We start from the raw sequence: 24,887 nt of genomic DNA on the forward strand, positions 1-24,887 counted from the left end.
GATCGTGCGCACTCACGCAACGACAAAGGCCCACGGTGTTCAATTTCCTCTCGCGCGAGCCGCTGCACGACCCGCTGGCTTCTCCCTCGCCGACCGCGGAATGCGAGGTCAAGAACACCACCTGCTACATGTGCGCCTGCCGCTGCGGCATCCGCGTGCACCTGCGCGAAGGCGAGCACGGGCCGGAGGTGCGCTACATCGACGGCAACCCGGATCACCCGCTCAACAAGGGCGTGATCTGCGCCAAGGGCTCGTCGGGGATCATGAAGCAGGTCTCGCCGGCGCGGCTCACCCAACCGCTGCTGCGCAAGCCTGGCAGCGAGCGCGGGGCAGGGGAGTTCGAGCCGATCAGCTGGGAGCGTGCCTACGAGATCCTCACCGAGCGCTTGGGCAAGATCCGCGCGACCGACCCGAAGAAGTTCGCGCTCTTCACCGGCCGCGACCAGATGCAGGCGCTCACCGGCCTGTTCGCGCGCCAGTTCGGCACACCCAACTATGCGGCGCATGGCGGCTTCTGCTCGGTGAACATGGCCGCCGGGATGATCTACACGGTGGGCGGCAGCTTCTGGGAATTCGGCGGCCCGGACCTGGACCGCGCGAAGCTGTTCGTGATGATCGGCACGGCCGAGGACCATCACAGCAACCCGATGAAGATCGCGTTGTCGAAGTTCAAGCGCGAGGGTGGCCGCTTCATCTCGATCAACCCGGTGCGCACCGGCTACTCCGCCATTGCCGACGAATGGATCCCGATCAAGCCCGGCACCGATGGCGCGCTGTTCATGGCATTGCTGCATGAACTGATCACCCACAACCTGATCGACCATGCCTTCCTGAAGCGCTTCACCAACGCGCCGCAACTCGTGGTGCTGGACGATGGCGAACGCGAAGGGCTGTTCGCCTTCGACCCGATGCGCGGCCCGCCGGGCGATGGCCGCAATCCGCACAACAAGCTGATCTGGGACCGCGCCGACAACACCGTGAAGCCGGCGTACCCCGAAGGCATCGGCGAGTGGTGCGACCCGGCCCTCGAAGGGCACTACATGCTGGCCGACGGCACGCACGTCGCGCCGTCCTTCCAGTTGCTGCGCGACCGCGTGGCGAGTTGCACGCCGGAGTGGGCCTCGGCCATCACCGGCATCGACGCCGACCGCATCCGCAAGCTGGCGCGTGAGATGGGCGAGACGGCCTTGCAGCAGGCCTTCGAACTGCCGATCCCGTGGACCGACGCCTGGGGCAAGCAGCACCCGACCACGCAGGCGCGTCCGGTGTCCTTCCATGCGATGCGTGGACTGGCCGCGCATTCGAACGGCTTCCAGACCGTGCGCGCGCTGGCCGTGCTGATGAGCGTGCTGGGCACGATCGATGCACCCGGCGGCTTCCGCCACAAGGCGCCGTACCCGCGCCACATCGTGCCGAACTACCGCGCCTTCAACTCGCCGGAGATGATCCAGCCGAACACGCCGCTCAATGCCGCGCCGCTGGGCTTCCCCGCGAATCCGGACGAACTGGCCATCAACGCGGATGGCTCGCCGATCCGCATTGACCATGCCTTCTCCTGGGAGCATCCGCTGTCGGCCCACGGGCTGATGCACAACGTCATCACCAATGCGGTGAAGGGCGACCCGTACCGCATCGACACGCTGATGATCTTCATGGCCAACATGGCCTGGAACTCCAGCATGAACACGATGGGCGTGCGCGAGATGCTCAACCGGAAGGACGAGCAGGGCGAGCACATGATCCCTTTCCTGGTGGTGTGCGACGCGTTCCAGAGCGAGACCGTGGCCTTTGCTGACTTGGTGCTGCCCGACACTACCTACCTGGAGCGGCATGACGTGATGGGCATGCTGGATCGGCCGATCAGCGAGTTCGACGGGCCGGTCGATTCGGTGCGCATCCCGGTGGTGCCCCCGACCGGCGAATGCAAGCCCTTCCAGGAGGTGCTGATCGAACTGGCCTCGCGCCTCAAGTTCCCCGCCTTCACCGCGCCGGAGGGCGGGCGCAAGTTCAGCGGCTACACGGATTTCATCGTCAACTTCCAGCCGCAGCCGGGCATCGGCTTCCTCATGGGCTGGCGCGGCAAGGACGGCACCGAGCACCTGAAGGGCGAGCCCAATCCGAAGCAGTGGGAGGCTTACGAACAGAACAACTGTGTGTTCCAGTACCACATGCCCGAGTCCATGCACTACATGCGCAACTGGAACCGCGCGTACTTGGACTTCGCCAAGGACAAGGGCTGGCGCCAGCGCAACGATCCGGTGCAACTGGCCTTGTACTCCGACACTTTGCAGACCTTCCGCCTGGCCGCGCAGGGCAAGACACGCGGCCGCCAGCCGCCCGACGAACTGCGCAAGCGCATCGAGAGGTACTTCGATCCCTTGCCCTTCTGGTACCCGCCGCTCGAAGACAGCGTGACCGACCGCAAGGCCTTCCCGCTCAACGCGATCACGCAGCGCCCGATGGCGATGTACCACTCCTGGGATTCGCAGAATGCCTGGCTGCGACAGATCCACAGCCACAACTACTTGCATGTGAACCCGCAGACCGCGCGGGCGGCCGGCATCGAGGACGGGGGCTGGTGCTGGGTCGAAAGTCAATGGGGCAAGGTGCGCTGCATGCTGCGCTACAGCGAGACGGTGGAGCCTGGGACCGTGTGGACCTGGAATGCGATCGGCAAGGCGGATGGCGCCTGGCAGCTCGCGCCGGGTGCGGACGAGGCGCGCAAGGGCTTCCTGCTGAACCACCTGATCACCGAGGAGCTGCCTTTCGCCAATTCGCATGGCGGCACGACCATCAGCAACTCCGACCCGGTCACCGGGCAGGCTGGCTGGTACGACGTGCGTGTGCGCATCCGGCCGGCCGAGCCCGAGGAGCCGGAAGAGAGCTTTCCGCAGATGAAGACGATGCCGGCCGCGCCCGGCGTCATCGGCAAGGCCGCGAACGTGTTGACCTACTTTGCCGGGAGGCGGAAATGATCCAGTGGTTGAAGGACTTGATGTTCGCGCCTGAACTCCCTCCCCCGCTGGGGGAGGGCAGGGGTGGGGGCACGGGCGGTGGATCGAGCGCTGCAGAGTTGACGGAGCGCTTGCCCCCACCCCGACCCTCCCCCAGCGGGGGAGGGGGAAATACCCGCTGGGAGCCCGGTGACACCCTCGCCAAGCAACTCGCCCTCGTCATCGACCTCAACGTCTGCGTCGGCTGCCATGCCTGCGTCACCTCCTGCAAGCAATGGAACACTTCCGGTAGCGCCGGCGCGCTGGCCGACCTGAGCCCCTACGGCGCCGACCCCACCGGCACCTTCTTCAACCGCGTGCAGACCTACGAGGCCGGCGCGTACCCGCTCACCGAAACCATCCACTTCCCCAAGAGCTGCCTGCACTGCGAAGACCCGCCCTGTGTGCCGGTGTGCCCCACCGGCGCCAGCTACAAGCGCAAGGAAGACGGCATCGTGCTGGTCGACTACGACAAGTGCATCGGCTGCAAGTACTGCGCATGGGCCTGCCCCTACGGCGCGCGCGAACTCGATGAAGAGCGCCAGGTGATGACCAAGTGCACGCTCTGTGTCGACCGCATCTACGACGAGAAGCTGCCCAAGGAAGACCGCAAGCCGGCCTGCGTCAAGGCCTGCCCGACCGGCGCGCGCATCTTCGGCGATGTGAAGGACCCGGACTCCGAAGCGTCGAAGGCCATCCGCGAGCGCGGCGGCTATGCGCTCATGCCGGAATGGGAGACCCAGCCGTCCAACCACTACCTGCCGCGTCGCGTGACCGAGGTGGTGGGTGATGCGTCGAAGGTGCAGCCGCGCGTCGGAGGTGAGGCATGAACCCGGCCTTCTCCGTCGTCATCTTCACCACCGTCGCCGGCGCGGCGCAGGGACTGGTGGTCGCGCTGGCGCTCGCAAGGCTGGCCGGCGTGGCCGTGGCGCCAGCTTTCATGAGCGATGCGCTGATGGTTGCGGAAGCCATGCTGCTCGTCGGCCTCGGCGCTTCCTTCGCCCACCTCGGCCGGCCCGAGCGGGCCTGGCGCGCGGTGCTGATGTGGCGCACCTCCTGGCTGTCGCGCGAGGTGATCGTGCTGCCCGCGTTCATTGGCGTCGTCGCGCTGTGGTGGCTGGCGCTGCTTGCCGGCATCGATGGCCTGGTGCTGCCGCTGATCGCCATCGCGCTGGCCGCGCTGCTCTGGTACTGCACCGCGATGATCTACGCCTGCCTGCGCTTCATCCAGGAATGGGCGCAACCGCTGACGCTGGTCAACTTCACGCTCATCGGCCTGTCGTCGGGCCTTGTGTTGCTCAGCGCGCTGGCGGCCCTGCTCCACCAGCCGCACTTGCTCGCCGCCACCGGCCCCGCCGCACTGGCCGTCACCGTCGCTGCGTGGTTCACCCGCACGCTCGCACTGCGCCGAAATGCCGCGCTCAAGCACAAGTCCACCCTGCAATCGGCCACCGGCATCCGCGCGGAGAAGCTCGTACAGAAGTCGATGGGCATGTCGGCTGGTGCGTTCAACACGCGGGAGTTCTTCCACAAGGCCGGGCAGGCGGCGCTGAAGAAAGTCAGGCTTGCGCTGATCGTGCTGGGATTTGCCTTGCCGACGGTACTGATGCTGTGGGGCGTGGCGGCAGCGTCGGGGGCGGCCTTCGTGCTGGCGCTGCTGGTGCAGGTGCCGGGGCTGCTGGCGGACCGGTGGTTCTTCTTTGCGCAGGCGAGGCACCCGCAGAACCTTTACTACCAGGTGGTGTCTTGAGGCATGTCGATCGCATGCGGAAGCCCGCCATCCCTTGGGGCAATCGCTGAGCAACACCAGGTGCAAACGTGTCATGCTTTCGTTTGCCTTGCGCGCGTCGCAGTGCGGCGCGCACCTGTTGCGTGCGGCATGCACCAGGCGCAAGGGTAAGTCCCCGTCGGCTGGCTCCATGGCCTGAACGCTGCTGGCACTTCCGGGCCGCCGTCGATGGGAGCAAAGTGCTTCGATCCATTCACAGGAGTATTCAGATGAACTTGTCACGTCGCCTCACCCTGCAACTCTCGACGCTGGCGGTTGCCTGCATCGTGAGCGGCGGCGCCTTCGCACAGGCCAAGGAAGTCACCTTCGCCCACCAGGACATGCTGGTGCCGCTGCGGCTGGTGATGGAATCCGGCGAGGTCGAGAAGGCGACGGGCTACAAGATCAACTGGCGCATGTTCAACGGCGGCGGCGACGTGATCCGCGCGATGGCCTCGGGTGACGTGCAGATGGGCGAGACCGGCTCCAGTCCATTGACGGCCGCGGCGAGCCAGGGCCAGGACATCAAGCTGTTCTGGATCTCCGCCGACATCGCCGATGCCGAGGCGCTGGTCGCCCGCAACGGCGCCAACATCAACAGCATGAAGGACCTGGCCAGCAAGAAGGTGGCGACGCCCTTCGTCTCGACCGCGCACTACCAGCTCATGGCCGGCATGAAGATGGACGGTGTCGATGCGAAGAGCGTCAACGTCATGAACATGCGCCCGCCGGAAATCGCCGCCGCCTGGGAGCGCGGTGACATCGACGCCACCTTCATCTGGGACCCGGTGCTGTCGAAGATCAAGGGCAACGGCAAGGTCATCGCCACCTCGGGCAGCATCGGCAAGAAGGGCGCGCCGACCTTTGAGGGCATCGTGGTGAATTCCAAGTGGGCCGAGGCCAACGAGCCCTTCATGATCGCTTTCGTGAAGGCGCTGAACCGCGCCAACGAGGAATACAAGGCCACCGGAAAGACCTGGACGGCCGACTCCGCGCAGACCAAGGCGATGGCCAAGTGGACCAAGGCCAATCCGGCCGACGTCGGCCCGGCGATGGCGCTCTACACCTTCCCGACCTATGCCGAGCAACTGTCGCCGACCTGGCTGGGCGGCGGCGCGGCCAAGGCCATGGCCAACACCGCGGCCTTCCTCAAGGAGCAGGGCCGCGTGCAGGAGGTCAAGCCCGACTACAGCGCCTTCGTGACCACGACCTACGTGCAGAAGGCGATGGCAGCCAAGTAGGCCTCTACCTCAAGGAGCCCGCATGCCGACCCTCGACATTCGCGACCTCACGGTCAACTACGCCATCAAGGGTGGCACCTTGCAGGCGCTGGCGCCGGTCAACCTGACGATGCACGGCGGTGACTTCACCGTCGCGCTCGGTGCCTCGGGTTGCGGCAAGAGCACGCTGCTCAACTGCATCGCCGGCTTCCTGCCGCCGTCGAGCGGACAGATCCTGCTCGATGGCCAGCCCGTCACCGGGCCGGGCGCCGATCGCGGCGTGGTGTTCCAGAAGCATGCGCTGATGCCCTGGCTCAACGTGCGCGACAACGTGTCGCTGGGCCTGCGCCTGAACGGCATGGGCAAGGCCGAGCGAGATGCGATCGCGCTGGCCAAGCTGCGCCTGGTCAGCCTGGAGAAGTACGCCGACCGCGCCGTCTACGAATTGTCCGGCGGCATGCAGCAGCGCGTCGGCATCGCCCGCGCGCTGGCCAGCGACCCGGCCGTGCTACTGATGGACGAGCCCATGGGCGCGCTCGATGCCTTCACCCGCGAGACGGTGCAGGAGATCCTGCTGCATGCCTGGGCCAAGGCGCAGAAGATGGTCTTTTTCATCACGCATTCGGTGGAAGAGGCGCTGTTCCTCGGCACGCGGCTGATCGTGATGAGCCCGAGCCCCGGCCGCATCTCTCATGTCTACGAGGACATGCCGTTCTCGCGCCAGTTCCTCGCGCACGGCGATGCGCGCAAGGTGAAGTCGGAGCCGGAATTCATCCGCATGCGCGAGGAAGTCCTGGCGATCATCCATCACCGGGAGGTGGCCCATGCCTGACGTGACCATCGCCTCGCCCGTCGTGGTGTCGCCTTCTTCCTCCGCGCCCCCGTCGGCGCCCGTCGTCGCGGCGACCGGCGGGCAGCTCAAGACCAGCGCCTTCAAGGTGCCGGGCGAGGGCTCCAGCGTGGTCATCAGCGTGGTCACGGTGGTGGTGCTGCTCGTGCTGTGGGCCGTCGCCACGAACGTCGGCTGGATCAAGCCGCTGTTCCTGCCGACGCCACAGGCCGTGTTCCAGCAGTTCTACGAATACCTGACCGGCCAGGCCAACGACAAGCCGCTGTGGCAGCACTTCCTGGCCAGCATGTTCCGCGTGTTCTCGGCCTTCTTCCTGGCCTGCATCACCGCGATCCCGATCGGCATCGCGATGGGCATGAGCCGCGTGGTGCGCGGCATCTTCGACCCGCCGCTGGAGTTCTACCGCCCGTTGCCGCCGCTGGCCTACCTGCCGCTCATCATCATCTGGTTCGGCATCGACGAGACGCCCAAGATCCTGCTGATCTTCCTGAGCTGCTTCGCGCCCCTCGCGCTCGCGGCCCGCGCCGGCATGCGCAGCGCCTCGCAGGAGCAGATCAACGCGGCCTACTCGATGGGCGCGAGCTACATGCAGGTGATCCGCCATGTGATCCTGCCCTCGGCCATGCCCGACATCCTGATCGGCATGCGCATCGCGATCGGCTTCGGCTGGACAACGCTGGTCGCGGCCGAGATGGTCGCGGCCAACATGGGTCTGGGCCAGATGGTGCTGAACGCGTCGAACTTCCTGCGCACCGACATCGTGATCATGGGGATCATCGTGATCGGGGTGGTGGCGTATCTGTTCGACCTGCTGATGCGGTGGGTGGAGCGGACGGTGGTGCCGTGGAAGGGGCGGATGTAGAAAGCGAATTCGAAAGCAAGCGGCGGAGTGCCGCGGTCCGGGCCATTGCCTAAAGTCATTCCCATCCACTCAGGAACGAAAGGATGGGCAAGATGAACATGATGATGACCCCCAGCGAACTGCAAGCCGCAGCCACCGTCAACGACCCGCGCTGGGCTGCGGTTCAGGCGCGCGATGGCCGCTTCGACGGGCAGTTCTTCTATTCGGTGAAGACCACCGGCGTGTATTGCCGGCCGTCCTGCGGCGCGCGGCTGGCGCGGCCCGAGAACGTGGCCTTCTACGAGAACACGGCCGAGGCCGAGCGCGCAGGCTTCCGGCCCTGCAAGCGCTGCAAGCCCGACCAGCCGCCGCGCGCGGAACGGCAGGCCGACATGATTGCCGAGCTGTGCCGCTTCATCGAAAGCGCGGAGCAGGTGCCGTCGCTCGATGAACTCGCTCAGCGCGCCGGCATGAGCCATTGGCACCTGCATCGCATGTTCAAGGAAGTGACGGGACTCACGCCGCGCGCCTATGCCACCGCGCATCGCGCGAGCCGCGTGCGCGAAGCCCTGGGCCGCAGCGACACCGTGACGGATGCGATATACGACGCCGGCTACAACGCCAACAGCCGCTTCTACGAGGAATCGGACCACGTGCTGGGCATGACGCCGAGCGCCTTCAAGGCCGGCGGTGCAGACACCGACATCCGCTTCGCCATCGGCCAGTGCTCGCTCGGCGCGATCCTGGTGGCCCGCAGCGGGCGGGGTGTGTGCGCGATCGAACTGGGCGACGATCCGGATCAATTGGCGCGTGCCTTGCAGGACCGCTTCCCGCAGGCGCGGTTGATTGGCGATGATCCGGAATTCGATCGCATCGTGGCCCAGGTGGTTGGCCTGGTCGAGGCACCGGGGCACGGCCTGGACCTGCCGCTCGACGTTCGCGGCACGGCGTTCCAGCAACGCGTGTGGCAGGCCCTGCGCGCGGTCCCGGTCGGCGAGACCGTGAGCTATTCGGAGATTGCAGAGCGAATCGGCGCGCCGAATTCGCATCGCGCGGTCGCGCAAGCCTGTGGTGCCAACACGCTGGCGATTGCGATTCCATGCCATCGCGTGGTGCGCAGCGATGGCGCACTGTCTGGCTACCGCTGGGGCGTCGAGCGCAAGCGCGCGTTGCTGGACCGCGAGCACGAGGCCGTGGCATGAAGGTGGATTGGGAGGCCGTCGGGCAGTCGCTCGACGCGGAAGGTCACGCCATCATCGAGAGCGTGCTGAGGCCCGCGCAGTGCGAGGCGCTGGCTTCGCTCTACGCCAGGGATGAACTGTTCCGAAGCCGCGTCGTGATGGCGCGCCACGGCTTCGGCAGCGGCGAATACAAGTACCTCGCCTATCCCTTGCCGCCGCTGGTGGCGCGTCTGCGCGAAGCCTTCTACCCGAGGCTCGTGCCGATCGCCAACCGCTGGCACCAGGCCATGGGCATCGACGTGCGCTTCCCCCCGACGCATGAGGAGTTCATCGCGCGCTGCCATGCGGCGGGCCAGGCCAGGCCGACACCGTTGCTGTTGCAATACGGAGAGGGCGACTACAACTGCCTGCACCAGGACCTGTATGGCGAGCATGTGTTTCCGCTGCAGGTGGTCCTGCTGCTGTCGGAGCCCGGCCGCGATTTCACGGGTGGAGAATTCGTCATGACCGAGCAACGCCCGCGAATGCAGTCCCGTCCCATCGTCCTTCCCTTGCGGCAAGGGGATGCGGCCATCATCGCCGTGCACCACCGCCCGGTACAGGGCACGCGCGGACCGTATCGCGTGAACCTTCGGCATGGCGTGAGCCGCGTGCGCTCGGGGCATCGGCACACGGCGGGCATCATCTTTCACGACGCGGCCTGAAGCCATGCGCGACCTGTTCGAAGCCGAGGAAGGATTGGCGCTGCCCATCGTGCCGGGGGCTGTGTTGTTGCGAGGGTTCGCAAGTGATCGCGCGCCGAAGTTGCTTGAAGCGCTGGAAGGCGTGCTGGCCGCGTCGCCGTGGCGTCACATGATCACGCCGGGCGGCTTCCGGATGTCGGTGGCGATGACCAACTGCGGCCCGCTGGGTTGGGTCAGCGATCGCACGGGCTATCGCTACGACGCCATCGATCCTGGCAACGGCAAACCTTGGCCGGCGATGCCGCAAGCCTTCCGTGAACTCGCAGGCGCAGCCGCCAGTGCGGCGGGCTTCGATAAGTTCAAGCCTGATGCCTGCCTCGTGAACCGCTATGAACCGGGTGCTCGGCTCTCACTGCACCAGGACCGCGACGAACACGACTACGGCCATCCCATCGTCTCGGTGTCGTTGGGCCTGCCGGCTGTGTTCCTGTTCGGCGGCCCGCAGCGCGTAGACAAGTCAATGCGCCTGCCCCTCGTGCACGGCGACGTGGTCGTGTGGGGCGGCCCGGCAAGGCTCCACCATCACGGCATCCTGCCGCTGAAGGACGGCGACCATCCGTCGACCGGACGCTGCCGAATCAACCTGACCTTTCGCAAGGCCGGTTGAATCTCACGGTCAGGTCAGTGCGCGTGCTCGCGCTCGACCAGACGCTTCAACGCCCGCGTGCCGGCTGCGAGGGCGGCTTCATACGAGTCGAAATCCTTCTCGGAGGTCTCGACATCGCGTACCGATTCGCCCTTGGCGTCGGACTCGATCAAGGCCCAGAAGTACGAGCCTGCGACAGGCTCCCGAACGATGAGTTTGGTGTGTGTCATGCCACTCATATTGGTCCGATGCAAGGGGTATTTCTGTAGGTCATTTCCCCATGTGTTGATTCGTCCAGTTGCGCACCGAAGAGGGGCATGACGCAGGGTCAAGGCGGTGACAGGAAGGGCCGCTTGTCGAACTTCCATTCGGCGTTCGGACCCTCCCGATCGACATAGTGCAGGAAGACCTGTGCCAGCCGATCGCCCATGAATGGTTCGCGCCAGTGATAGCAATCGCATCCCCTGTAGATCAGTCCGTCGCCGGGATCCAGTGACACGGTTGCAATGCCCGTCGGCCCCGCGATCCGGATGGGCCACCGTGCATCTTCATCCATGCCCAAATTGACGGTCATGCTGATTTCACAGGCGGGCCGATCCACATGCGCCCCGAGCAGGCTGCCTCGCTTGTAGACGCGGAAGTACGAGTAGGTCGGCCACAGGCGCAACCCGGTCGCGCGCTCCACCCGGGCGCGCACGCTCTGCAGGAGCATGTCCGTGAAAGGATCGCCGTAGGCAACCGGCGCGTCACGGACCTGGGGATCGCCGGGCGCGATCCTGTCGCTGTCAGCGCGGGCCAGCACATGCGCGCGATGGAGGTCCACGGCGTCGGCGTCGATGACGGCCCGCTCGACGACATACCACTTTTCGGCGAACTCGATGGCGCTGGCTTCCACGTCGACCGAGGCCTTCATGTTGCGTTCCCCGAGATCCTGTGCACCCAGCAGTTGAGTGCGAAGCGCCCATCCTCGAAAGAAGTGCTGCGGCAACGCACAGGCAGCACCTCGTGCGGAAACCATGACGGAAAAATGACGGCCCGGTCCCATCGCGGCTCGATCTCCTGGTAGTCGCTGCTGCCTGGTTGCGCGCCCAGGCCATACAAGCGCAATTGACCTCCCTCGAACGCCTTCGGCTCCTTGTGAAAGTAAAGGACCATCGTCAGGACGCGCGGGTTCGCGCGATCCCGGAGCGTGTCGGCATGCATCTTGAAGAAGGCACCGTCACCGGACCAGGCGATCTCGGGCTCCAGAAAGTACGAATCGACATTGACGAGGCCCAGCCTCGGAATGGCATCCGCGACGGCCTTCCTGATCATGGGCTCGATCAAGGGCATCACGGACTCGATGTCCGGATTCACTTTCGACACACGGTGGGTTTCGTCGACATGGCCCTCGTATCCCAGTGCAACTTTCGACGGGAGGAACACAGCTTCATTGGCGATCGCATATTCGAGCAATCGCTGCGCCGTCGCGTCGCCGACGAAGTCATCCAGGACCATGACGGGCGCCGGGCAGTTCAGCACGATCGTCGAGCCACGAACGGAATCGGAGGGCCATACTTGCGCGCTCGGGACTGAATCGACGGAGGCGCATGAAAGCGACAGTGACGGCGTTCGAGGTGCTGGACGCGCTCGGCCTGGCGCAACTTCAGAAGCGCAGCGGCGACCTTGGCGGGTCGGTACCGCTGCGGGTGGCGCAGGCGTGCGCGCCGCTGTTCGAAGGCAACGCTTTCGGCTTCCAGATCACGCTGCGCCAGCCCATCGTGCTGCGTCGCACTAACGGGCATTTGGCCGTGGAGATGGCCTCCCCGTATGGCGAAGCTTTCACCGCCGCTCATCGCGCTGTGCTGCCGAGGCTTGTGGCGCAGGGGATTCTTCGCGCCGACGGACTGCTGCCGACGACCTTCGCCGACGACTTCGTGAAGGTTGCAAGCGCAAGCCCGGGCGAGGTGCGTGTGCATCTTTGGACCGGGCTTTGCGTGCGCGCCGACGCGGGCGTATGGCTCCGCGTCTCCGCGACGGCGAACCGGCGCAACCGCTTCTTCGAAGTGGAGGAACATTTCATCGCCGACGATGGCGCGTTCGCGCCGTTGATCCTCGAAATCAAATTGCGCCCGGACGCCCCGGATCGCATCCGCCTCGAAGGCGAGATCGGCACCGTGGCGCCCGTTGCACCCGGTGTACGCATCGAGGAGATTTCGCTTTTGCAGGCACCGGAGATCGGCGCCGCGCATGCAGCCTTCTATGACGCGGCCTACTTCGAAGCGAAGGCGCACGGGCCGACACGGAAGTACCGCAAGACGGATCTTTCCGACGACCCCGGCAGCGATGCACCGGCACGCTGCCGCGTGATCACGGTCGGACCACCGGCACACACCATCACGGGCCCCATGCCACGCGTCATCTTCTCCAACCGCGTGCCCTTCGAGGCGAGCCATGACGGCTACGCCCTCACCATCGAGCCGGACGAGTCGTTGCTGCGAGCCGGTGCGCGCGAGGTGGAGCGGGCCTTCGCAGACGCGCTCGGTCCCACCTTCCTGGGCGAGAACCCGCGTGCGATGTTGTATTTCACAAAGTACTTCACGCCCCATCCGCCGGGCGAGCCGCACTTCTTCGTCAAGCCATGGGCCTTCGTGCAAACGCCGCCGGGTTGGTCCTGCCTGCTCGAGGGTGTGTATGGCGAAGGCTTCGATGTCCTGCGCGGGATCGTCGCCACGGATGTGTTCCATGCGACGCCGGCGGTGTTCCAGGTGCATCGATCGGGCGAGCCCATCCGGGTGGCCCTTGGCGCGCCACTCCTGCACGTGCTGCCGATCCCCCGGCGACTGCTGCAGGCAGGCTTTCGCGAGGCCACGCTCCATCACTGATCGACGATGCGCTACTTGACTTTCGCGTTGAGGGCGCGCACTTCGCGCTGCAACTCGAGGAGCAGATTCAATATCGCCGGCGTTCCCACATCGGGGCGTGCGGGACCGGGCGGCGGGGGAGGGGGGCCGCCCGGGCCACCGCCGGTCCCATCGGGTCCCGCGACTTCGTCGAGAAGGTGCCGGTAGTTGTGGATGATCTCGATGACCGCGTTGGGCGATTTGTCCAGATCGATGACTCTTCCGTACCGCTTCTTGATCGCTTCCACGATCTCGAGGTCCTTTGGATTGGTCGGCATGGCGTTCCCAAGGTTGAATCGACTGAAAGTGAGTGGATACTAGGATTGGGCCCCTTGGGTGTCCAGCATTGACCCTGCCGCCGGGTGCGTCGGGATCGAGGGGATTGACGCGACGGGCGGGGGCATGCAATTTGCGTGAGCGATCAACGGGCTCTGCGTTGTGCAGTGCCTGTCGTGCTTCGGCTTCTCGTGAAAGAAAGGGATCCATGGCTTTCATCCGTTCGGCAATCGTTTCGGCTTGCGCTGCGTCCGGCTTCATCTGCGTGTCGCCTGTGTCGGCGCAGGACAGCTACCCAAGCCGCCCCGTCAAGGTCGTGGTCGCGCTGCCGGCCGGTGGCAGCGTGGACATGGTGGCCCGCATGGTCAGCCAGCAGCTGGCGACCGACACGGGCCAGCCCTTCGTGGTCGACAACCGTGCGGGCGGCTCCGGGCAGATCGGCATGCCGGTCGTGGCGAAGGCGCCGCCGGATGGCTACACGCTCGCGGTGTCGCCGGCATCCTTCCTGACGACCAACAAGAGCATCTTCAAGACGCTGCCCTACGACCCGGAAACGGACTTCACGCCCGTCACAAAGCTGGTCAACCAGGCGATGGTGCTGGTGGTGCGGGACAAGGCACGCTTCGCGACGGTGGGCGACATGCTGGCCGCCGCCAAGGCCAGCCCCGGCAAGCTCAACTACGCGTCGTCAGGCGACGGGAGCCCTCAGCACCTGGCGGGCCTCCTGTTCGAAAGCCGCACCGGCGCGAAGCTGACGCACATCCCGTACAAGGGCGGCGCTCCGGCGATCACGGACCTGATGGGCGGGCAGGTGGACATGATCTTCGCGCCGCTGCCCGAAGCACTCCCGCATATCAAGTCCGGCAAGTTGCATCCGCTGGGCGTGCTGAGCGAGAAGCGGGCCGTCTCGGCACCGAACATTCCCACGCTCGGTGAAGGCGGCGTCGATCGCGTCTTTCTTTCCGCATGGATCGGCCTGCTGGCGCCTGCGAAGACGCCTCAGCCCGTGCTGGATCGGCTCGACAAATCCGTGAAGGCGCTGCTTCAGGGAGACGCCAAGGCCAAGCTGCTGGAAATCGGGATGGAGCCCGCGGCCGATGAGGCCAAGCCTCTCAAGCAGGTGATCTCAGAAGAAATCCGTCTGCATGCGGACTTGGTGAAAGCTGCGGGCCTGGTGCCGCAGTAGTCTTCGCCTGGTGCGAGGCACGGCTCACTGGTTCGGCGACTTCGGTGGGCTGGTGCGGGGCGCCGAAGACGGTTCCCAGGAGTCCGGCGTGGTGGCGACGAGCTGCTTCAGATCGTTCCATGGCCTCGCGCCCGGAACGCTCTTTGCGCCCGTCACCGCGCCCTTGGCGAACGCGACCATGCGCTCCTGCAAATAGCGCAGGTCTTGCGCGGGCCAAGTCTCGATCGAATGCGGACCGCGCGCCACGACGATCTCCTTCAATCCGCCGATGCGGTCGTATGCAGCGATGGTCCCTTCCACCGTCTCGGCGCGATCCCACAGCCCCTTGCCGAAGAACGCCGCCGGCCACTTGTCCATGCCCGCCAGCGGCGCCGAGTTGGGATAGAAGACGATGTGATGGTCGGCCGCCATGCCGCCGAGGAACTGGTTGCGATCGGACAGGTCGGGCGATACGCCCACATAGCCCGCGCCACTCGCGAAGGACGACAGCAGGATCGCGCCCTTGATGTTCCTCAGTCCCTTGGCCGGCGTGCAGGTGGGCGCGGGCATGTCGAAGCTGCAGGAGGCCGAGAAGTTCTTCGTCATGGCCCACGCGGTCGACATCGAGCCGCGCGAATAACCGCCGAGCAGGATCGGGATGGTGTCGGCTTTCATGCCGGCGAGCAGCCTGCCACGGGCGGCGGGGCCTTCGAGCACGTGGCCACCCGGCGTCAGCATGCGCATGCCGTCGCCGCTCTCCAGTTGCGCCAGCACCCGGAACACATCCTCGCCTTGCTCCAGCGTGTTGGTGTCGCTGAAGCCGCCCGAGAGACCCTCGCCGCGCCGGTCGTAGGCCAGCACGTCGAAGCCGGCCTGGTTGAGCGCATGCAATTGGTCGCGCCACCAGCGCTGGCCCATGGTCTCGGTGGTCGCGTTGGGGAAGCGGATGGGGACCGTCTTGCCCGTCGCCGGATCGATGCGGTAGGACTTCTCGTCCGGATGCTGGATGGCGGTGAGTTGACCGCCGCCGCCGGGCGCCATGACGACCAGCGCACGCACCTTGCCGCCCTTGCCGTCGTCGACGCCCGCGCCTTCGATGTACCAGCCGCGCAGCTTGATCAGGTCGCGCATGTTCAGGTCGATGCGCTCGAAGGCGTCGCGCGGGGCGGTGAACTCGACCGTGTACGTGCGGGCCTCGTCGGCGGCGATCGCTTCGTTCCACGGCGCCCTGGCGAAGAAGGCGGGGCGGCGGATCTGCTTCAGGTCGACAAGGCCGTCCGGGTCGATCTTGCCGGACGGGTCGAGCACGCCGGTGGAGCGTGTCGCACGCTCCTTGTTGGGCGGCAGCCAGCGCTGCATCTGTGCGTCGATGCGCTTGAAGCACGCGGCATCGGCCTTGCAGGCGGCCCAACGCGTCTTGAGTTTCGCGTCGGTGAATTCGTCGACGTAGTAGTCGCTGCCGGTGTAGTTCACGGGCGGCTTGTTGGCGGTCTGCAGGAAGGGCACGCAGACGCTGCCGCCACTGGCTTGCGGCAGCAGGTAGCCGGGGATTTCCGCGTCGCGGTCGGTGCCGACCCAGGCCTTGCAGTTGGTGAGTGGCGGCGCGGCACGCGCGGTGCGCTGTGTGCTGCCAGTGCTGGAGCAGGCAGCGAGGGTCGCGATGGAGAGCGCCGCGAATGCTGCAGCCAGGCCACGCTGTGCGGCGGAGAATTTCGACATGTAGATTGCCTCCTTGGATTGGCTTGGAGAACCCCAATCAACGCCACTGCGACGAGCTTGACCAGGCTCTCCTATCCCGCCAACAACTTCTGCACCAACTCGGCGGTCGTGCTCGCACTGTACTTGCGCATCAACCGCGCCCGATGCAACTCCACGGTGCGATGGCTGATCCCCAGCGCCTTGCCGATCTGCTTCGAGGTCATGCCCTGCATCACATGTGCCGCGACCTCCCGCTCGCGCGGCGTCAGGTCCGCCGTCTTGCCGGCGCGCCGCGAGCCCAGGTCCTCGAAAGTCCAGATGCCGGCTTCGTGCGGCGCGGCCCGGTTCAATGCATGCCCCGTGACATGGCACCAGAAGGTCTCGCCGCGCAGCGGACCGTCCAGCCGTTTCATCATCCGGTTGTCCGCGTAGCGCCCACTTGCATTCAGGATCGGCTCCATGCGCTTGCCGATGCGCTCGAATTCGGCGACGCTCGGGTACAGCACGCGAAACGACTGGCCGACCAAAGCCTCGCGCGTGGCCCCGAACATCTCGCACAGGCGTGCGTTGCAGTCGACCATCGTGCGATGGCGCGACAGCACCATGCCCACGGGCGCGTTCTCGAAGGCCAGGCGGTAGTCGATATCGGGTGTGCCCATTACGAATTACTACGTATGCGACTACGTAGTATCGTTGCAGCAGTCTCCAACGTGTTTTTTCAACCCACTCGACCCAAGGATTCCACGCCATGGCGAACAAGATTTTTCCCTCCGCTGACGCGGCGCTGAAGGGCATCGTGGCCGATGGCCAGACCCTCGCCGTCGGCGGCTTCGGCCTCTGCGGCATTCCCGAGGCGCTGATCGACGCGCTGCACGACTCGGGCGTCAAGGACCTCACCTGCATCTCCAACAACGCGGGCGTCGACGGCTTCGGCCTCGGCAAGCTGCTGGAGACGCGCCAGATCAAGAAGATGGTCGCGAGCTACGTCGGCGAGAACAAGGAGTTCGAGCGCCAGTACCTGGCCGGCGAACTGGAACTGGAATTCACGCCGCAGGGCACGCTGGCCGAGAAGCTGCGCGCAGGCGGCGCCGGCATCCCCGCCTTCTTCACGAAGACCGGCGTCGGCACGCAGGTTGCGGAAGGCAAGGAACTGCGCGAGTTCGACGGCGAGACCTACGTGATGGAACGCTCGCTGGTGCCCGACGTGGCACTGGTCAAGGCCGACGTGGCCGACAAGTCCGGCAACCTGCGCTTCCGACTGACGGCGCGCAACTTCAACCCGGCCGCGGCGATGGCCGGCAAAGTCTGCATCGTCGAGGTCGAGAAGATCGTCGAGGTCGGCGAGATTGCACCGGACGACATCCATCTGCCGGGCATCTACGTGCACCGCATCGTGCTGAACGCGACGCCTGAAAAGCGCATCGAGAAGCGCACGGTGAGCGCATCGGCGCCGGTCGACCCGGTGGCCGCCAAGATCGAGGCCCAGGCCGTGATCGCCCAAGCCGCCGTCATCGACACGCCTGCTCCCGCCAAGATCAAAGGAAACTGACATGCCCTGGACCCAAGACCAAATGGCCGCACGCGCGGCGCAAGAGCTCGAAGACGGCTTCTACGTCAACCTCGGCATCGGCATCCCCACGCTGGTCGCGAACTTCGTCGGCGACAAGGAAGTCTGGCTGCAAAGCGAGAACGGCATGCTCGGCATCGGCCCCTTCCCGACCGAGGACCAGGTCGACGCCGACCTGATCAACGCCGGCAAGCAGACCGTGACCACGCTGCCCGGCAGTGCGATCTTCGGCAGCCATGACAGCTTCGCGATGATCCGCGGCGGCAAGATCAATCTGTCGATCCTGGGTGCCATGCAAGTGAGCGCGAAGGGCGACCTCGCCAACTGGATGATCCCCGGCAAGATGGTCAAGGGCATGGGCGGGGCGATGGACCTGGTGGCCGGCGTCAAGCGCGTGATCATCTTGATGGAGCACGTCGCTCGGAAGAAGGACGGCACCACCGACCTGAAGATCCTCGAAGCCTGCACCTTGCCGCTGACCGGCGTGGGCGTGGTCGACCGCATCATCACCGACCTGGCTGTGATGGACGTGACGCCCGAGGGCCTCAAGGTGACGGAACTCGCGCCGGGCGTGAGCATCGACGAACTGCAAGGCAAGACGGGCTGCAAGCTCATCCAGTGATCCAACTCAGCGAGCGCGGCTTCGGGCGCATGCCGGACGGCCAGGACGTGGTCGAGTACTCGCTCGACAACGGCCGTGGCCTGCGGCTCTCGGCGATCAACTACGGCGGCATCGTGACCGCGCTGCATGTGCCCGATCGCAACGGGCACAGCAGCAACATCGTGCTGGACCTGCCGACGCTCCCGGACTACGTCGAGCGCAACCCGAACTTCGGCACGATCGTCGGGCGCTTCGCGAACCGGCTGGCGGGCGGGCGCTTCGAGATCGACGGCGTGAAGCACCAGGTCACGCTGAACAACGGCCTCAATTCACTGCACGGCGGCAATCGCGGCTTCGGCAAGCGCTGGTGGCACATGGCGCCGGTGCAGCACGAGGGCGCCACGGCACTCGAACTGCGCTACACCAGCGTCGATGGCGAGGAGGGCTACCCGGGTGAAATGCGCGTGACCGTGCGCTATTCGCTGGGCACCGAAGCCAACGCATGGCGCATCGACTACGAAGCGGTCTGCGATGCGCCGACCATCGTCAACCTGAGCCATCACGGTTACTTCAACCTGGGTGGTACGGGTTCGATCCTCGACCATCGCCTGACGCTCCACGCGAGCCGCTATGCGCCGGTCGATGCGACGCTGATCCCGACCGGTCTGGCCGAGGTCGAAGGCACGCCTTTCGACTTTCGCAAGGCGACGGCGATCGGCGCGCGCATCCGCCAATCGCACCCGCAATTGCTCACCGCGAAGGGCTATGACCACAACTGGGTGCTCGACCGGACGGATGCCGGCGGCGATGGCCTGTCGCTGGCCGCGCGTGTCGAGCATGACCCCTCCGGCCGCGCGTTGGAGGTCTGGACCACGGAGCCCGGTGTGCAGTTCTATTCGGGCAACTTCCTGGACGGCAGCCTGGCCGGCACCGCGGGCCAGGCGTGGCGGCAAAGCGACGGCCTGTGCCTGGAAACCCAGCACTTTCCGGACTCGCCGAACCACACGGATTTCCCCTCCACGACCCTTCGGCCGGGAGAGGTTTTCCGCAGCAGCACGGTGCATCGCTTCGGAATTTGCTGACCGTCAAATGACTTGATCGACCGGCTGTCTGGGGGACTATGCACGCGGCATCCAGCGTGGTTGAATGCAGAAATGGGTTCCCCCAAACTCAAGGTAGACCGGACGATTCATGGGGCAGTCTTGCTGGCTGCCCTGGTGCCGGCCTTTGCTGATGCGCAGACGGCGCCGGCCGATGCGAACCCCAATGCCTGGCGCTATTCCTTGTCGGTTTACGGCTACCTGCCGAACTTCGGCGGGCAGGTCGATTCGGTGACATCACCCGGCGGGCCGGGCTTCCAGGCCAACGTGGGCCAGTTCTCGGACAGCCAGAAGTTCGGCTTCATGGGTTCCTTCAGCGCTGGCAAGGGGAACTGGGGTGCCTTCAGCGATTACCTCAACCTGAACCTCGCGAGTGCCAAGCCCTACAGCCCCGACTTCTCGCTTGGCGGTGGCGCGATCTCGTCGAGCACGGCGACGGACTTCAGCCTGAAAGGCTCGGTCTGGACCCTGGGTGGCGAGTACCGCGTGATGTCCGACCCGGTGCTGACGCTGGACCTGCTGGCCGGCGCGCGCATGTTCGCCATGAAGCCCACGTTGCGATGGAATGTCCTGGGCGATTCCGGGTCGCTGCAACCAGTGAGCCGAGTCGGCGGCAGCGCGGGCACCGACACGCAGTGGGACGGGATCTTCGGGCTGAAGGGGCGGTATGTGGTGGGCAACAACGGCAGGTGGTCGCTGCCCTTCTACTTCGACGCGGGCACCGGACAGTCGCACCTGACCTACCAGGCTGCCGCGGGCGTGAGTTACTCCTACTCGTCGATCGAACTCACTGCGATGTGGCGCTACCTGTCGTACGACATGAAGTCAGGCGGGCCGATCGACAACCTGCATTTCAACGGGCCGATGGTGGGGGCGACGGTGCGCTGGTAAGCGCACGGCTTGTCGATTCACCCGCCGAACAGGTTCGCCGCCACGCCACCGCCGTCGATACGCACGGCAAACAAAGCGCCCGCCAGAGGCTCCGCTTCGCGCTGTTCCGGCGTCAAGTCACTGGTCGCGCTGGTGATGAACATCGTGCACATGTCGGCCCCGCCAAAGGCGCAGTTGGTGATGTAGCGAGTCGGCAATGCCAGGCGGTACAACTCGGCCGCGCTCACGGGGTCGTGGCAGGTGAGGCAGGAGGCGCCCCAGTGCGCGATCCACAGGCGACCGGTCGCATCGGTGGTCATGCCGTCGGGGTAGCCGTCGTCCTTGGCGAAGCGCAGCCACTGGCGCTTGTTGGACAGGTTGCCCGAAGCAGGATCGAAGTCCCAGGCGTAAACGCGCTGGGTCACGGTGTCGTTGAAGTACATGGTCCGACCGTCCGATGACCAGGTAGGGCCGTTGCTCACGGCAATGCCGGTCTCGTGCTTCGTGCAGCGGCCGTCGGGGTCGTAGCGGTAGAGCGAGCCTATCGGTGCTTTGCAGTCCCACTCCATCGAGCCGCCCCAGAAGCGGCCTTGGGCATCGCACTTGCCGTCGTTGAAGCGGTTGGCGGTCAGTTCGGGTTCAGGCTGGTGCAGGTACTCGGGCTTGCGATCGGGTTGGGCCGGGTCGAACAAGGCGAAGCCGCGCCGCAGCGTGATGATGAGGCCGGGTTGGTTCGCGCGTTCGGCCACGGCGGAGATCTCCTCGTCGAAGTCCCAGCTTGCGCGTGATCCGTCCGCCGGCGTGAATCGGTACAGGCGGCGCGAGAGGATGTCGACCCAATACAGCGACTGCTCGCGCTGCGACCAGCAGGTGCCTTCGCCCAGCGTGGCAGCGGCGGGCCAGATGCATTCGAGGGGGCCGAGCAGGGTCGGCGCGGGCACGGTGGCGGATTGTGTGTTCATGGAGTTGTTGTAGTCGTTGGGAGAAAGGCGTCGCGAATCGTAGGGCCGTCCGGCCGCGGGTCAATCCTCCAGCCGCCGCCCATACACCGCCAGGCTCTGCCGCTTCAACGCATTCATCATGATCTTCGCCGCCGGCGACAGCAGCCGGTCGGTGCGGGTGATGATGCCGAACATGTCCATGTGGCAGGGCAGCTCGATCGGCAGGATGGAGACGATGCCGTGTGAGGCGTAGTAGCGGGCCACGTCGGTGGCCAGCACGGCGATCATGTCGCTCTGCTGCAGCATGCGGGTGATGAAGAGCAGGGCGGCGCTCTCGATCACGTTGAGCGGTGGCGGCAGGCCTTCCTCCTGGTACATCAGGTCGAAGCGGTGCCGCAGCACGCTGCCCGCGGGCGGCACGATCCAGCCGGCCGACACCACGTCCCGCAGCGTCAGCCCGCTCATGCCCAGCAGCGGATGGCCGGGGCGCACGAGGGCGCAAACGGGCTCCTCGGTCAGGGCTTCGTAGCGCAGCTTCGACTTGTCGTGCTCCGCGAACAGGCGGGCCACGAGGATGTCGAGCTTGCCTTGCTCCAGCCGCTCCATCAGCACGGGGCTGGTCTCGATCTCGACGGAGATGCGCAGGTTCGGCTGCTCGCGCTTGACCGCGGCCACCGCGCCCGGCAGCAGGGCCAAGCCCGGCGCGGTGATGACGCCGACGTTGACCTGGCCGAAGCGTCCGGCCTTCAGCGCGTTGAGCTCATCGTGCGCCTCGTTCAGCGTGGCGAGCGCGACGCGGGCGTGCCGGATCATGGTCTCGCCATACCAGGTGGGCCGCATGCCGCGCGGCAGCCGGTCGAACAGCGACACCTCCAGCACGTCCTCCAGGTCCTTCAGCAGCTTCGATGCGGCCGGCTGGGTCATGTTCAGCACTTGCGCCGCGCGATGGATGTTGCCTTCCTCGGCCAGCGCCACGAGCAGCAGCAGTTGGCGGGTCTTGAGTCGCGCACGGATGAACCAGTGCGTGTAGTTGGTCATGGGGTAAACGTCAATGCCGGATTTGATATCGATTCAACCAAATTTACGATTTGAAAGATATCAGTGACATTCCTACACTCGCGCCACTTTGAAACGCAGTGACCTCACCCAACGCGCTCGCCATTACATCAATGGCCGCTGGGAGACAGGCGTGACCACCGGATTGAGCGAGAACCCGTCGGACACGAGCGAAGTGGTGGCCGAATATGCGAGGGCCGATCGCATCCAGACAGAGTTGGCGATCCGCGCCGCGTCCGATGCATTCAAGCACTGGAGCCACAGCACGCCGCAGCGACGTGCGGATGTGCTGGACCAGATTGGCAGCGAGATCATCGCGCGCAAGGATCAACTGGGGCTGCTGCTCGCACGCGAGGAAGGCAAGACCTTGCCCGAGGCGGTGGCCGAGGCCACGCGGGCCGGCCAGATCTTCAAGTTCTTCGCCGGCGAGGCATTGCGCGCGGGCGGGGAAAGCATCGCTTCGGTGCGGCCCGGCGTGCATGTGGACGTCACGCGCGAGCCGGTCGGCGTGGTCGGGTTGATCGCGCCGTGGAACTTTCCGTTGGCGATACCGGCGTGGAAGATCGCGCCAGCGCTGGCCTATGGCAACACGGTGGTGTTCAAGCCGGCCGAGCTGGTGCCGGGGTGCGGCTGGGCGCTGGCCGAGATCATCAGCCGCGCTGCCTTGCCCGCGGGCGCCTTCAACCTGGTCATGGGCAGCGGGCGTGAGGTCGGGCAGACACTGGTCGACAGTCCGCTGGTCGATGCCTTGAGCTTCACCGGCTCGGTGGAGACGGGCGAGCGCATCCTGCAGGGCGCCACAGCGCGCCGCGCCAAGGTCCAGCTGGAGATGGGCGGCAAGAACCCGCTGGTGGTGCTGGCCGATGCCGATCTCGACAAGGCGGTCGATTGCGCGGTGCAGGGCGCCTACTACTCGACCGGTCAGCGCTGCACGGCATCGAGCCGGCTGGTGGTCGAGGCCAAGGTGTTCGATGCCTTCGCGGCGCGACTGCGCAAGCGCATGGCGGCCCTGCGCGTGGGCCATGCGGTGGAGCCGGAGGTGCACATCGGCCCGGTCGTCAGCCGTGCCCAGCTGGAGCAGAACCTCGCCTGGATGGGCATCGCACGGGACGAGGGCGCGGAGCACCTGGTCGGTGGCGAACCCTTGCAACGCGCGACGGTCGGCCATTTCATGAGCCCCGCGCTCTTCCTGGCCAGGCCGGAGCACCGCGTGGCGCGCGAGGAAATCTTCGGGCCGATCGCCTGCGTGCTGCGCGCCGACGACTACGAGCACGCGCTGGCCCTGGCCAACGACACGCCCTTCGGCCTCTGCGCGGGCATCTGCACCACCTCGCTCAAGCATGCGACGCACTTCAAGCGGCACGCCCGTGTCGGCATGGCGATGGTCAACCTGCCGACGGCGGGCGTGGACTACCACGTGCCTTTCGGCGGGCGCAAAGGATCGAGTTACGGCCCGCGCGAGCAGGGCCGTTACGCAGCGGAGTTCTACACCTCGGTCAAGACGGGCTACACGCTGGCCTGATCGCGACCGGGGTCGAACATTTCTAGTCGTCATCACGCCAACCAGGAGAACATCACCATGAAACTGACACGCCGCAACCTGACCAAGGCACTCGCCTCCGCATCGCTCACGGGCCTGCTGCCGGCCACTGTCTTCGCGCAAAACAAGATCGTTCTCGGCTTCGCTCAGGTCGGCGCTGAAAGCGAATGGCGTACCGCCAACACGGAGTCGATCAAGTCCTCGGCTGCCGCGGCGGGCATCGACCTCAAGTTCTCCGACGCGCAGCAGAAACAGGAAAACCAGATCAAGGCGATCCGCTCGTACATTGCGCAGAAGGTCGACGTGATCGCCTTCTCGCCGGTGGTGGAATCGGGCTGGGACACGGTGCTGCTGGAGGCCAAGGCCGCGAAGATCCCGGTGGTGCTGACGGACCGCTCGGTCAACTCGAAGGACACCTCGCTCTACGTGACCTTCATGGGCTCCGACTTCACCGAGGAAGGCCGCAAGGCCGGCAAGTGGCTGGTCGAGAAGATGAAGGACAACAAGGGGCCGATCAACATCGTCGAGCTGCAGGGCACGGTGGGCTCCGCGCCGGCCATCGATCGCAAGAAGGGCTTCGAGGAAATCATCAAGGCCGATCCCAAGTTCAAGATCACCCGCTCGCAGACCGGCGACTTCACCCGCGCCAAGGGCAAGGAAGTGATGGAAGCCTTCCTGAAGGCCGACAAGAACATCAATGTGCTCTACGCGCACAACGACGACATGGCCATCGGCGCGATCCAGGCGATCGAGGAAGCGGGCCTGAAGCCGGCGAAGGACATCACCATCATCTCGATCGATGCGGTGAAGGGCGCCTTCGAAGCCATGATCGCCGGCAAGCTGAACGTGTCGGTGGAATGCAGCCCGTTGCTCGGCCCGCAACTGATGAGCGCGGTGAAGGACATCAAGGCCGGCAAGACCTTGCCCAAGCGCATCGTGACGGAAGAGGGGATCTTCCCGATGGAAGTGGCCGCGAAGGAATTCCCGTCACGCAAGTATTGAGCGACAG

General features: G+C 65.8%; 25 protein-coding genes. 17 read left to right on the forward strand and 8 right to left on the reverse strand.

Translation table 11 applies throughout. The features are described 5' to 3' along the window. Nucleotides 1-35 precede the first annotated feature (35 nt). The 9 genes from WKW79_RS19535 (at nucleotide 36) to alkB (ending at nucleotide 10,203) form a co-directional block, all read left to right on the forward strand. Nucleotides 36-2,975 carry a molybdopterin oxidoreductase family protein gene (locus WKW79_RS19535; protein WP_340336850.1) on the forward strand — a complete coding sequence of 980 codons (2,940 nt, stop codon included), beginning with the start codon at nucleotides 36-38 and terminating at the stop codon, nucleotides 2,973-2,975. After that, entirely contained in the window at nucleotides 2,972-3,823 is an 852-nt protein-coding gene (locus tag WKW79_RS19540; protein WP_340336851.1) for a 4Fe-4S dicluster domain-containing protein, read from the forward strand. The genes WKW79_RS19535 and WKW79_RS19540 overlap by 4 nt, the downstream gene beginning before the upstream one ends. Next, entirely contained in the window at nucleotides 3,820-4,743 is a 924-nt protein-coding gene (locus WKW79_RS19545; RefSeq protein WP_340336852.1) for a dimethyl sulfoxide reductase anchor subunit family protein, read from the forward strand. Before WKW79_RS19540 ends, WKW79_RS19545 begins: the two co-directional genes overlap by 4 nt. Before the next feature lie 248 nt (nucleotides 4,744-4,991). Then, nucleotides 4,992-6,002, forward strand: coding sequence for a taurine ABC transporter substrate-binding protein (tauA, locus tag WKW79_RS19550; RefSeq protein ID WP_340336853.1), 1,011 nt, complete (start codon nucleotides 4,992-4,994; stop codon nucleotides 6,000-6,002). Nucleotides 6,003-6,024: 22 nt separating this feature from the next. Next, a complete protein-coding gene (locus tag WKW79_RS19555; RefSeq protein WP_340336854.1) occupies nucleotides 6,025-6,813 on the forward strand; it encodes a taurine ABC transporter ATP-binding protein in 789 nt (262 codons plus the stop codon). Then, on the forward strand, nucleotides 6,806-7,693 hold the full coding sequence (locus tag WKW79_RS19560) for an ABC transporter permease subunit (RefSeq protein WP_340336855.1): 888 nt from the start codon (nucleotides 6,806-6,808) through the stop codon (nucleotides 7,691-7,693). The genes WKW79_RS19555 and WKW79_RS19560 overlap by 8 nt, the downstream gene beginning before the upstream one ends. 83 nt (nucleotides 7,694-7,776) lie before the next feature. After that, nucleotides 7,777-8,874: a bifunctional DNA-binding transcriptional regulator/O6-methylguanine-DNA methyltransferase Ada gene (ada, locus tag WKW79_RS19565; RefSeq protein ID WP_422823927.1), complete on the forward strand. Its 1,098-nt coding sequence runs from the start codon at nucleotides 7,777-7,779 to the stop codon at nucleotides 8,872-8,874. Further along, nucleotides 8,871-9,557, forward strand: coding sequence for a 2OG-Fe(II) oxygenase (locus WKW79_RS19570; protein WP_340336856.1), 687 nt, complete (start codon nucleotides 8,871-8,873; stop codon nucleotides 9,555-9,557). The genes ada and WKW79_RS19570 overlap by 4 nt, the downstream gene beginning before the upstream one ends. Before the next feature lie 4 nt (nucleotides 9,558-9,561). Then, on the forward strand, nucleotides 9,562-10,203 hold the full coding sequence (gene alkB / locus WKW79_RS19575; protein ID WP_340336857.1) for a DNA oxidative demethylase AlkB: 642 nt from the start codon (nucleotides 9,562-9,564) through the stop codon (nucleotides 10,201-10,203). Nucleotides 10,204-10,217: 14 nt separating this feature from the next. On the opposite strand, the gene WKW79_RS19580 is transcribed toward alkB, so the two are convergent. From WKW79_RS19580 to WKW79_RS19590, 3 genes are all read right to left on the reverse strand, one after another. Next, the gene (locus WKW79_RS19580; protein ID WP_340336858.1) at nucleotides 10,218-10,412 is read right to left on the reverse strand and encodes a hypothetical protein; all 195 of its coding nucleotides are present in this window, start codon (nucleotides 10,410-10,412) and stop codon (nucleotides 10,218-10,220) included. A gap of 98 nt (nucleotides 10,413-10,510) precedes the next feature. Further along, nucleotides 10,511-11,077, reverse strand: coding sequence for a hypothetical protein (locus WKW79_RS19585; RefSeq protein WP_340336859.1), 567 nt, complete (start codon nucleotides 11,075-11,077; stop codon nucleotides 10,511-10,513). Between the two features lie 14 nt (nucleotides 11,078-11,091). Further along, entirely contained in the window at nucleotides 11,092-11,679 is a 588-nt protein-coding gene (locus WKW79_RS19590; protein ID WP_340336860.1) for a 2OG-Fe(II) oxygenase, read from the reverse strand. A gap of 92 nt (nucleotides 11,680-11,771) precedes the next feature. Here WKW79_RS19590 and WKW79_RS19595 point away from each other — a divergent pair, with 92 nt between their 5' ends. Then, nucleotides 11,772-13,046 (forward strand): hypothetical protein, encoded by a 1,275-nt coding sequence (locus WKW79_RS19595; protein ID WP_340336861.1) that lies wholly within the window; start codon nucleotides 11,772-11,774, stop codon nucleotides 13,044-13,046. 11 nt (nucleotides 13,047-13,057) lie between these two features. On the opposite strand, the gene WKW79_RS19600 is transcribed toward WKW79_RS19595, so the two are convergent. Further along, nucleotides 13,058-13,312, reverse strand: coding sequence for a hypothetical protein (locus WKW79_RS19600; protein WP_340336862.1), 255 nt, complete (start codon nucleotides 13,310-13,312; stop codon nucleotides 13,058-13,060). A gap of 236 nt (nucleotides 13,313-13,548) precedes the next feature. On the opposite strand from WKW79_RS19600, the gene WKW79_RS19605 reads away from it, so the two are divergent. After that, the gene (locus WKW79_RS19605; protein WP_340336863.1) at nucleotides 13,549-14,526 is read left to right on the forward strand and encodes a Bug family tripartite tricarboxylate transporter substrate binding protein; all 978 of its coding nucleotides are present in this window, start codon (nucleotides 13,549-13,551) and stop codon (nucleotides 14,524-14,526) included. A 24-nt stretch (nucleotides 14,527-14,550) separates the two neighbouring features. Here WKW79_RS19605 and WKW79_RS19610 read toward each other — a convergent pair whose 3' ends face one another. Together WKW79_RS19610 and WKW79_RS19615 are read right to left on the reverse strand one after the other, a co-directional pair. Further along, complete coding sequence (locus WKW79_RS19610; RefSeq protein ID WP_340336864.1) at nucleotides 14,551-16,224, reverse strand: alpha/beta hydrolase; 1,674 nt, start codon at nucleotides 16,222-16,224, stop codon at nucleotides 14,551-14,553. Between the two features lie 71 nt (nucleotides 16,225-16,295). After that, nucleotides 16,296-16,862: a LuxR C-terminal-related transcriptional regulator gene (locus tag WKW79_RS19615; protein ID WP_340336865.1), complete on the reverse strand. Its 567-nt coding sequence runs from the start codon at nucleotides 16,860-16,862 to the stop codon at nucleotides 16,296-16,298. Between the two features lie 89 nt (nucleotides 16,863-16,951). Between WKW79_RS19615 and WKW79_RS19620 the strand changes: the two genes are divergently transcribed. The 4 genes from WKW79_RS19620 (at nucleotide 16,952) to WKW79_RS19635 (ending at nucleotide 20,362) form a co-directional block, all read left to right on the forward strand. After that, on the forward strand, nucleotides 16,952-17,752 hold the full coding sequence (locus tag WKW79_RS19620) for a CoA transferase subunit A (RefSeq protein ID WP_340336866.1): 801 nt from the start codon (nucleotides 16,952-16,954) through the stop codon (nucleotides 17,750-17,752). A 1-nt stretch (nucleotide 17,753) separates the two neighbouring features. Further along, on the forward strand, nucleotides 17,754-18,392 hold the full coding sequence (locus WKW79_RS19625; RefSeq protein WP_340336867.1) for a 3-oxoacid CoA-transferase subunit B: 639 nt from the start codon (nucleotides 17,754-17,756) through the stop codon (nucleotides 18,390-18,392). Further along, on the forward strand, nucleotides 18,389-19,453 hold the full coding sequence (locus tag WKW79_RS19630; RefSeq protein ID WP_340336868.1) for an aldose epimerase family protein: 1,065 nt from the start codon (nucleotides 18,389-18,391) through the stop codon (nucleotides 19,451-19,453). The genes WKW79_RS19625 and WKW79_RS19630 overlap by 4 nt, the downstream gene beginning before the upstream one ends. A 72-nt stretch (nucleotides 19,454-19,525) precedes the next feature. Continuing rightward, nucleotides 19,526-20,362: a hypothetical protein gene (locus WKW79_RS19635; protein WP_340336869.1), complete on the forward strand. Its 837-nt coding sequence runs from the start codon at nucleotides 19,526-19,528 to the stop codon at nucleotides 20,360-20,362. 17 nt (nucleotides 20,363-20,379) lie between these two features. On the opposite strand, the gene WKW79_RS19640 is transcribed toward WKW79_RS19635, so the two are convergent. After that, a complete protein-coding gene (locus WKW79_RS19640; protein WP_340336870.1) occupies nucleotides 20,380-21,303 on the reverse strand; it encodes an SMP-30/gluconolactonase/LRE family protein in 924 nt (307 codons plus the stop codon). Nucleotides 21,304-21,363: 60 nt separating this feature from the next. Then, nucleotides 21,364-22,320, reverse strand: coding sequence for a LysR family transcriptional regulator (locus WKW79_RS19645; RefSeq protein WP_340336871.1), 957 nt, complete (start codon nucleotides 22,318-22,320; stop codon nucleotides 21,364-21,366). A gap of 88 nt (nucleotides 22,321-22,408) precedes the next feature. On the opposite strand from WKW79_RS19645, the gene WKW79_RS19650 reads away from it, so the two are divergent. After that, nucleotides 22,409-23,860, forward strand: a complete 1,452-nt coding sequence (locus tag WKW79_RS19650) for an aldehyde dehydrogenase family protein (protein ID WP_340336872.1) — start codon at nucleotides 22,409-22,411, stop codon at nucleotides 23,858-23,860. A gap of 57 nt (nucleotides 23,861-23,917) precedes the next feature. Beyond that, a complete protein-coding gene (locus tag WKW79_RS19655) occupies nucleotides 23,918-24,880 on the forward strand; it encodes an ABC transporter substrate-binding protein (RefSeq protein WP_340336873.1) in 963 nt (320 codons plus the stop codon). Nucleotides 24,881-24,887: the final 7 nt, after the last annotated feature.

The sequence above is a fragment of the Variovorax robiniae genome (genome assembly GCF_037889955.1).
GTDB classification, from domain to species: domain Bacteria; phylum Pseudomonadota; class Gammaproteobacteria; order Burkholderiales; family Burkholderiaceae_C; genus Variovorax; species Variovorax robiniae.

What these genes read in the sequence shown, in the direction of transcription:
- WKW79_RS19540 (WP_340336851.1), top strand. Translation starts at nt 2,972, where the DNA reads ATGATCCAGTGGTTGAAGGACTTGATGTTCGCGCCTGAACTCCCTCCC.
- WKW79_RS19545 (WP_340336852.1), top strand. Translation starts at nt 3,820, where the DNA reads ATGAACCCGGCCTTCTCCGTCGTCATCTTCACCACCGTCGCCGGCGCG.
- tauA (WP_340336853.1), top strand. Translation starts at nt 4,992, where the DNA reads ATGAACTTGTCACGTCGCCTCACCCTGCAACTCTCGACGCTGGCGGTT.
- WKW79_RS19555 (WP_340336854.1), top strand. Translation starts at nt 6,025, where the DNA reads ATGCCGACCCTCGACATTCGCGACCTCACGGTCAACTACGCCATCAAG.
- WKW79_RS19560 (WP_340336855.1), top strand. Translation starts at nt 6,806, where the DNA reads ATGCCTGACGTGACCATCGCCTCGCCCGTCGTGGTGTCGCCTTCTTCC.
- ada (WP_422823927.1), top strand. Translation starts at nt 7,777, where the DNA reads ATGGGCAAGATGAACATGATGATGACCCCCAGCGAACTGCAAGCCGCA.
- WKW79_RS19570 (WP_340336856.1), top strand. Translation starts at nt 8,871, where the DNA reads ATGAAGGTGGATTGGGAGGCCGTCGGGCAGTCGCTCGACGCGGAAGGT.
- alkB (WP_340336857.1), top strand. Translation starts at nt 9,562, where the DNA reads ATGCGCGACCTGTTCGAAGCCGAGGAAGGATTGGCGCTGCCCATCGTG.
- WKW79_RS19580 (WP_340336858.1), bottom strand. Translation starts at nt 10,412, where the DNA reads ATGACACACACCAAACTCATCGTTCGGGAGCCTGTCGCAGGCTCGTAC.
- WKW79_RS19590 (WP_340336860.1), bottom strand. Translation starts at nt 11,679, where the DNA reads ATGGTCCTGGATGACTTCGTCGGCGACGCGACGGCGCAGCGATTGCTC.
- WKW79_RS19595 (WP_340336861.1), top strand. Translation starts at nt 11,772, where the DNA reads ATGAAAGCGACAGTGACGGCGTTCGAGGTGCTGGACGCGCTCGGCCTG.
- WKW79_RS19605 (WP_340336863.1), top strand. Translation starts at nt 13,549, where the DNA reads ATGGCTTTCATCCGTTCGGCAATCGTTTCGGCTTGCGCTGCGTCCGGC.
- WKW79_RS19610 (WP_340336864.1), bottom strand. Translation starts at nt 16,224, where the DNA reads ATGTCGAAATTCTCCGCCGCACAGCGTGGCCTGGCTGCAGCATTCGCG.
- WKW79_RS19615 (WP_340336865.1), bottom strand. Translation starts at nt 16,862, where the DNA reads ATGGGCACACCCGATATCGACTACCGCCTGGCCTTCGAGAACGCGCCC.
- WKW79_RS19620 (WP_340336866.1), top strand. Translation starts at nt 16,952, where the DNA reads ATGGCGAACAAGATTTTTCCCTCCGCTGACGCGGCGCTGAAGGGCATC.
- WKW79_RS19625 (WP_340336867.1), top strand. Translation starts at nt 17,754, where the DNA reads ATGCCCTGGACCCAAGACCAAATGGCCGCACGCGCGGCGCAAGAGCTC.
- WKW79_RS19635 (WP_340336869.1), top strand. Translation starts at nt 19,526, where the DNA reads ATGGGTTCCCCCAAACTCAAGGTAGACCGGACGATTCATGGGGCAGTC.
- WKW79_RS19640 (WP_340336870.1), bottom strand. Translation starts at nt 21,303, where the DNA reads ATGAACACACAATCCGCCACCGTGCCCGCGCCGACCCTGCTCGGCCCC.
- WKW79_RS19645 (WP_340336871.1), bottom strand. Translation starts at nt 22,320, where the DNA reads ATGACCAACTACACGCACTGGTTCATCCGTGCGCGACTCAAGACCCGC.
- WKW79_RS19655 (WP_340336873.1), top strand. Translation starts at nt 23,918, where the DNA reads ATGAAACTGACACGCCGCAACCTGACCAAGGCACTCGCCTCCGCATCG.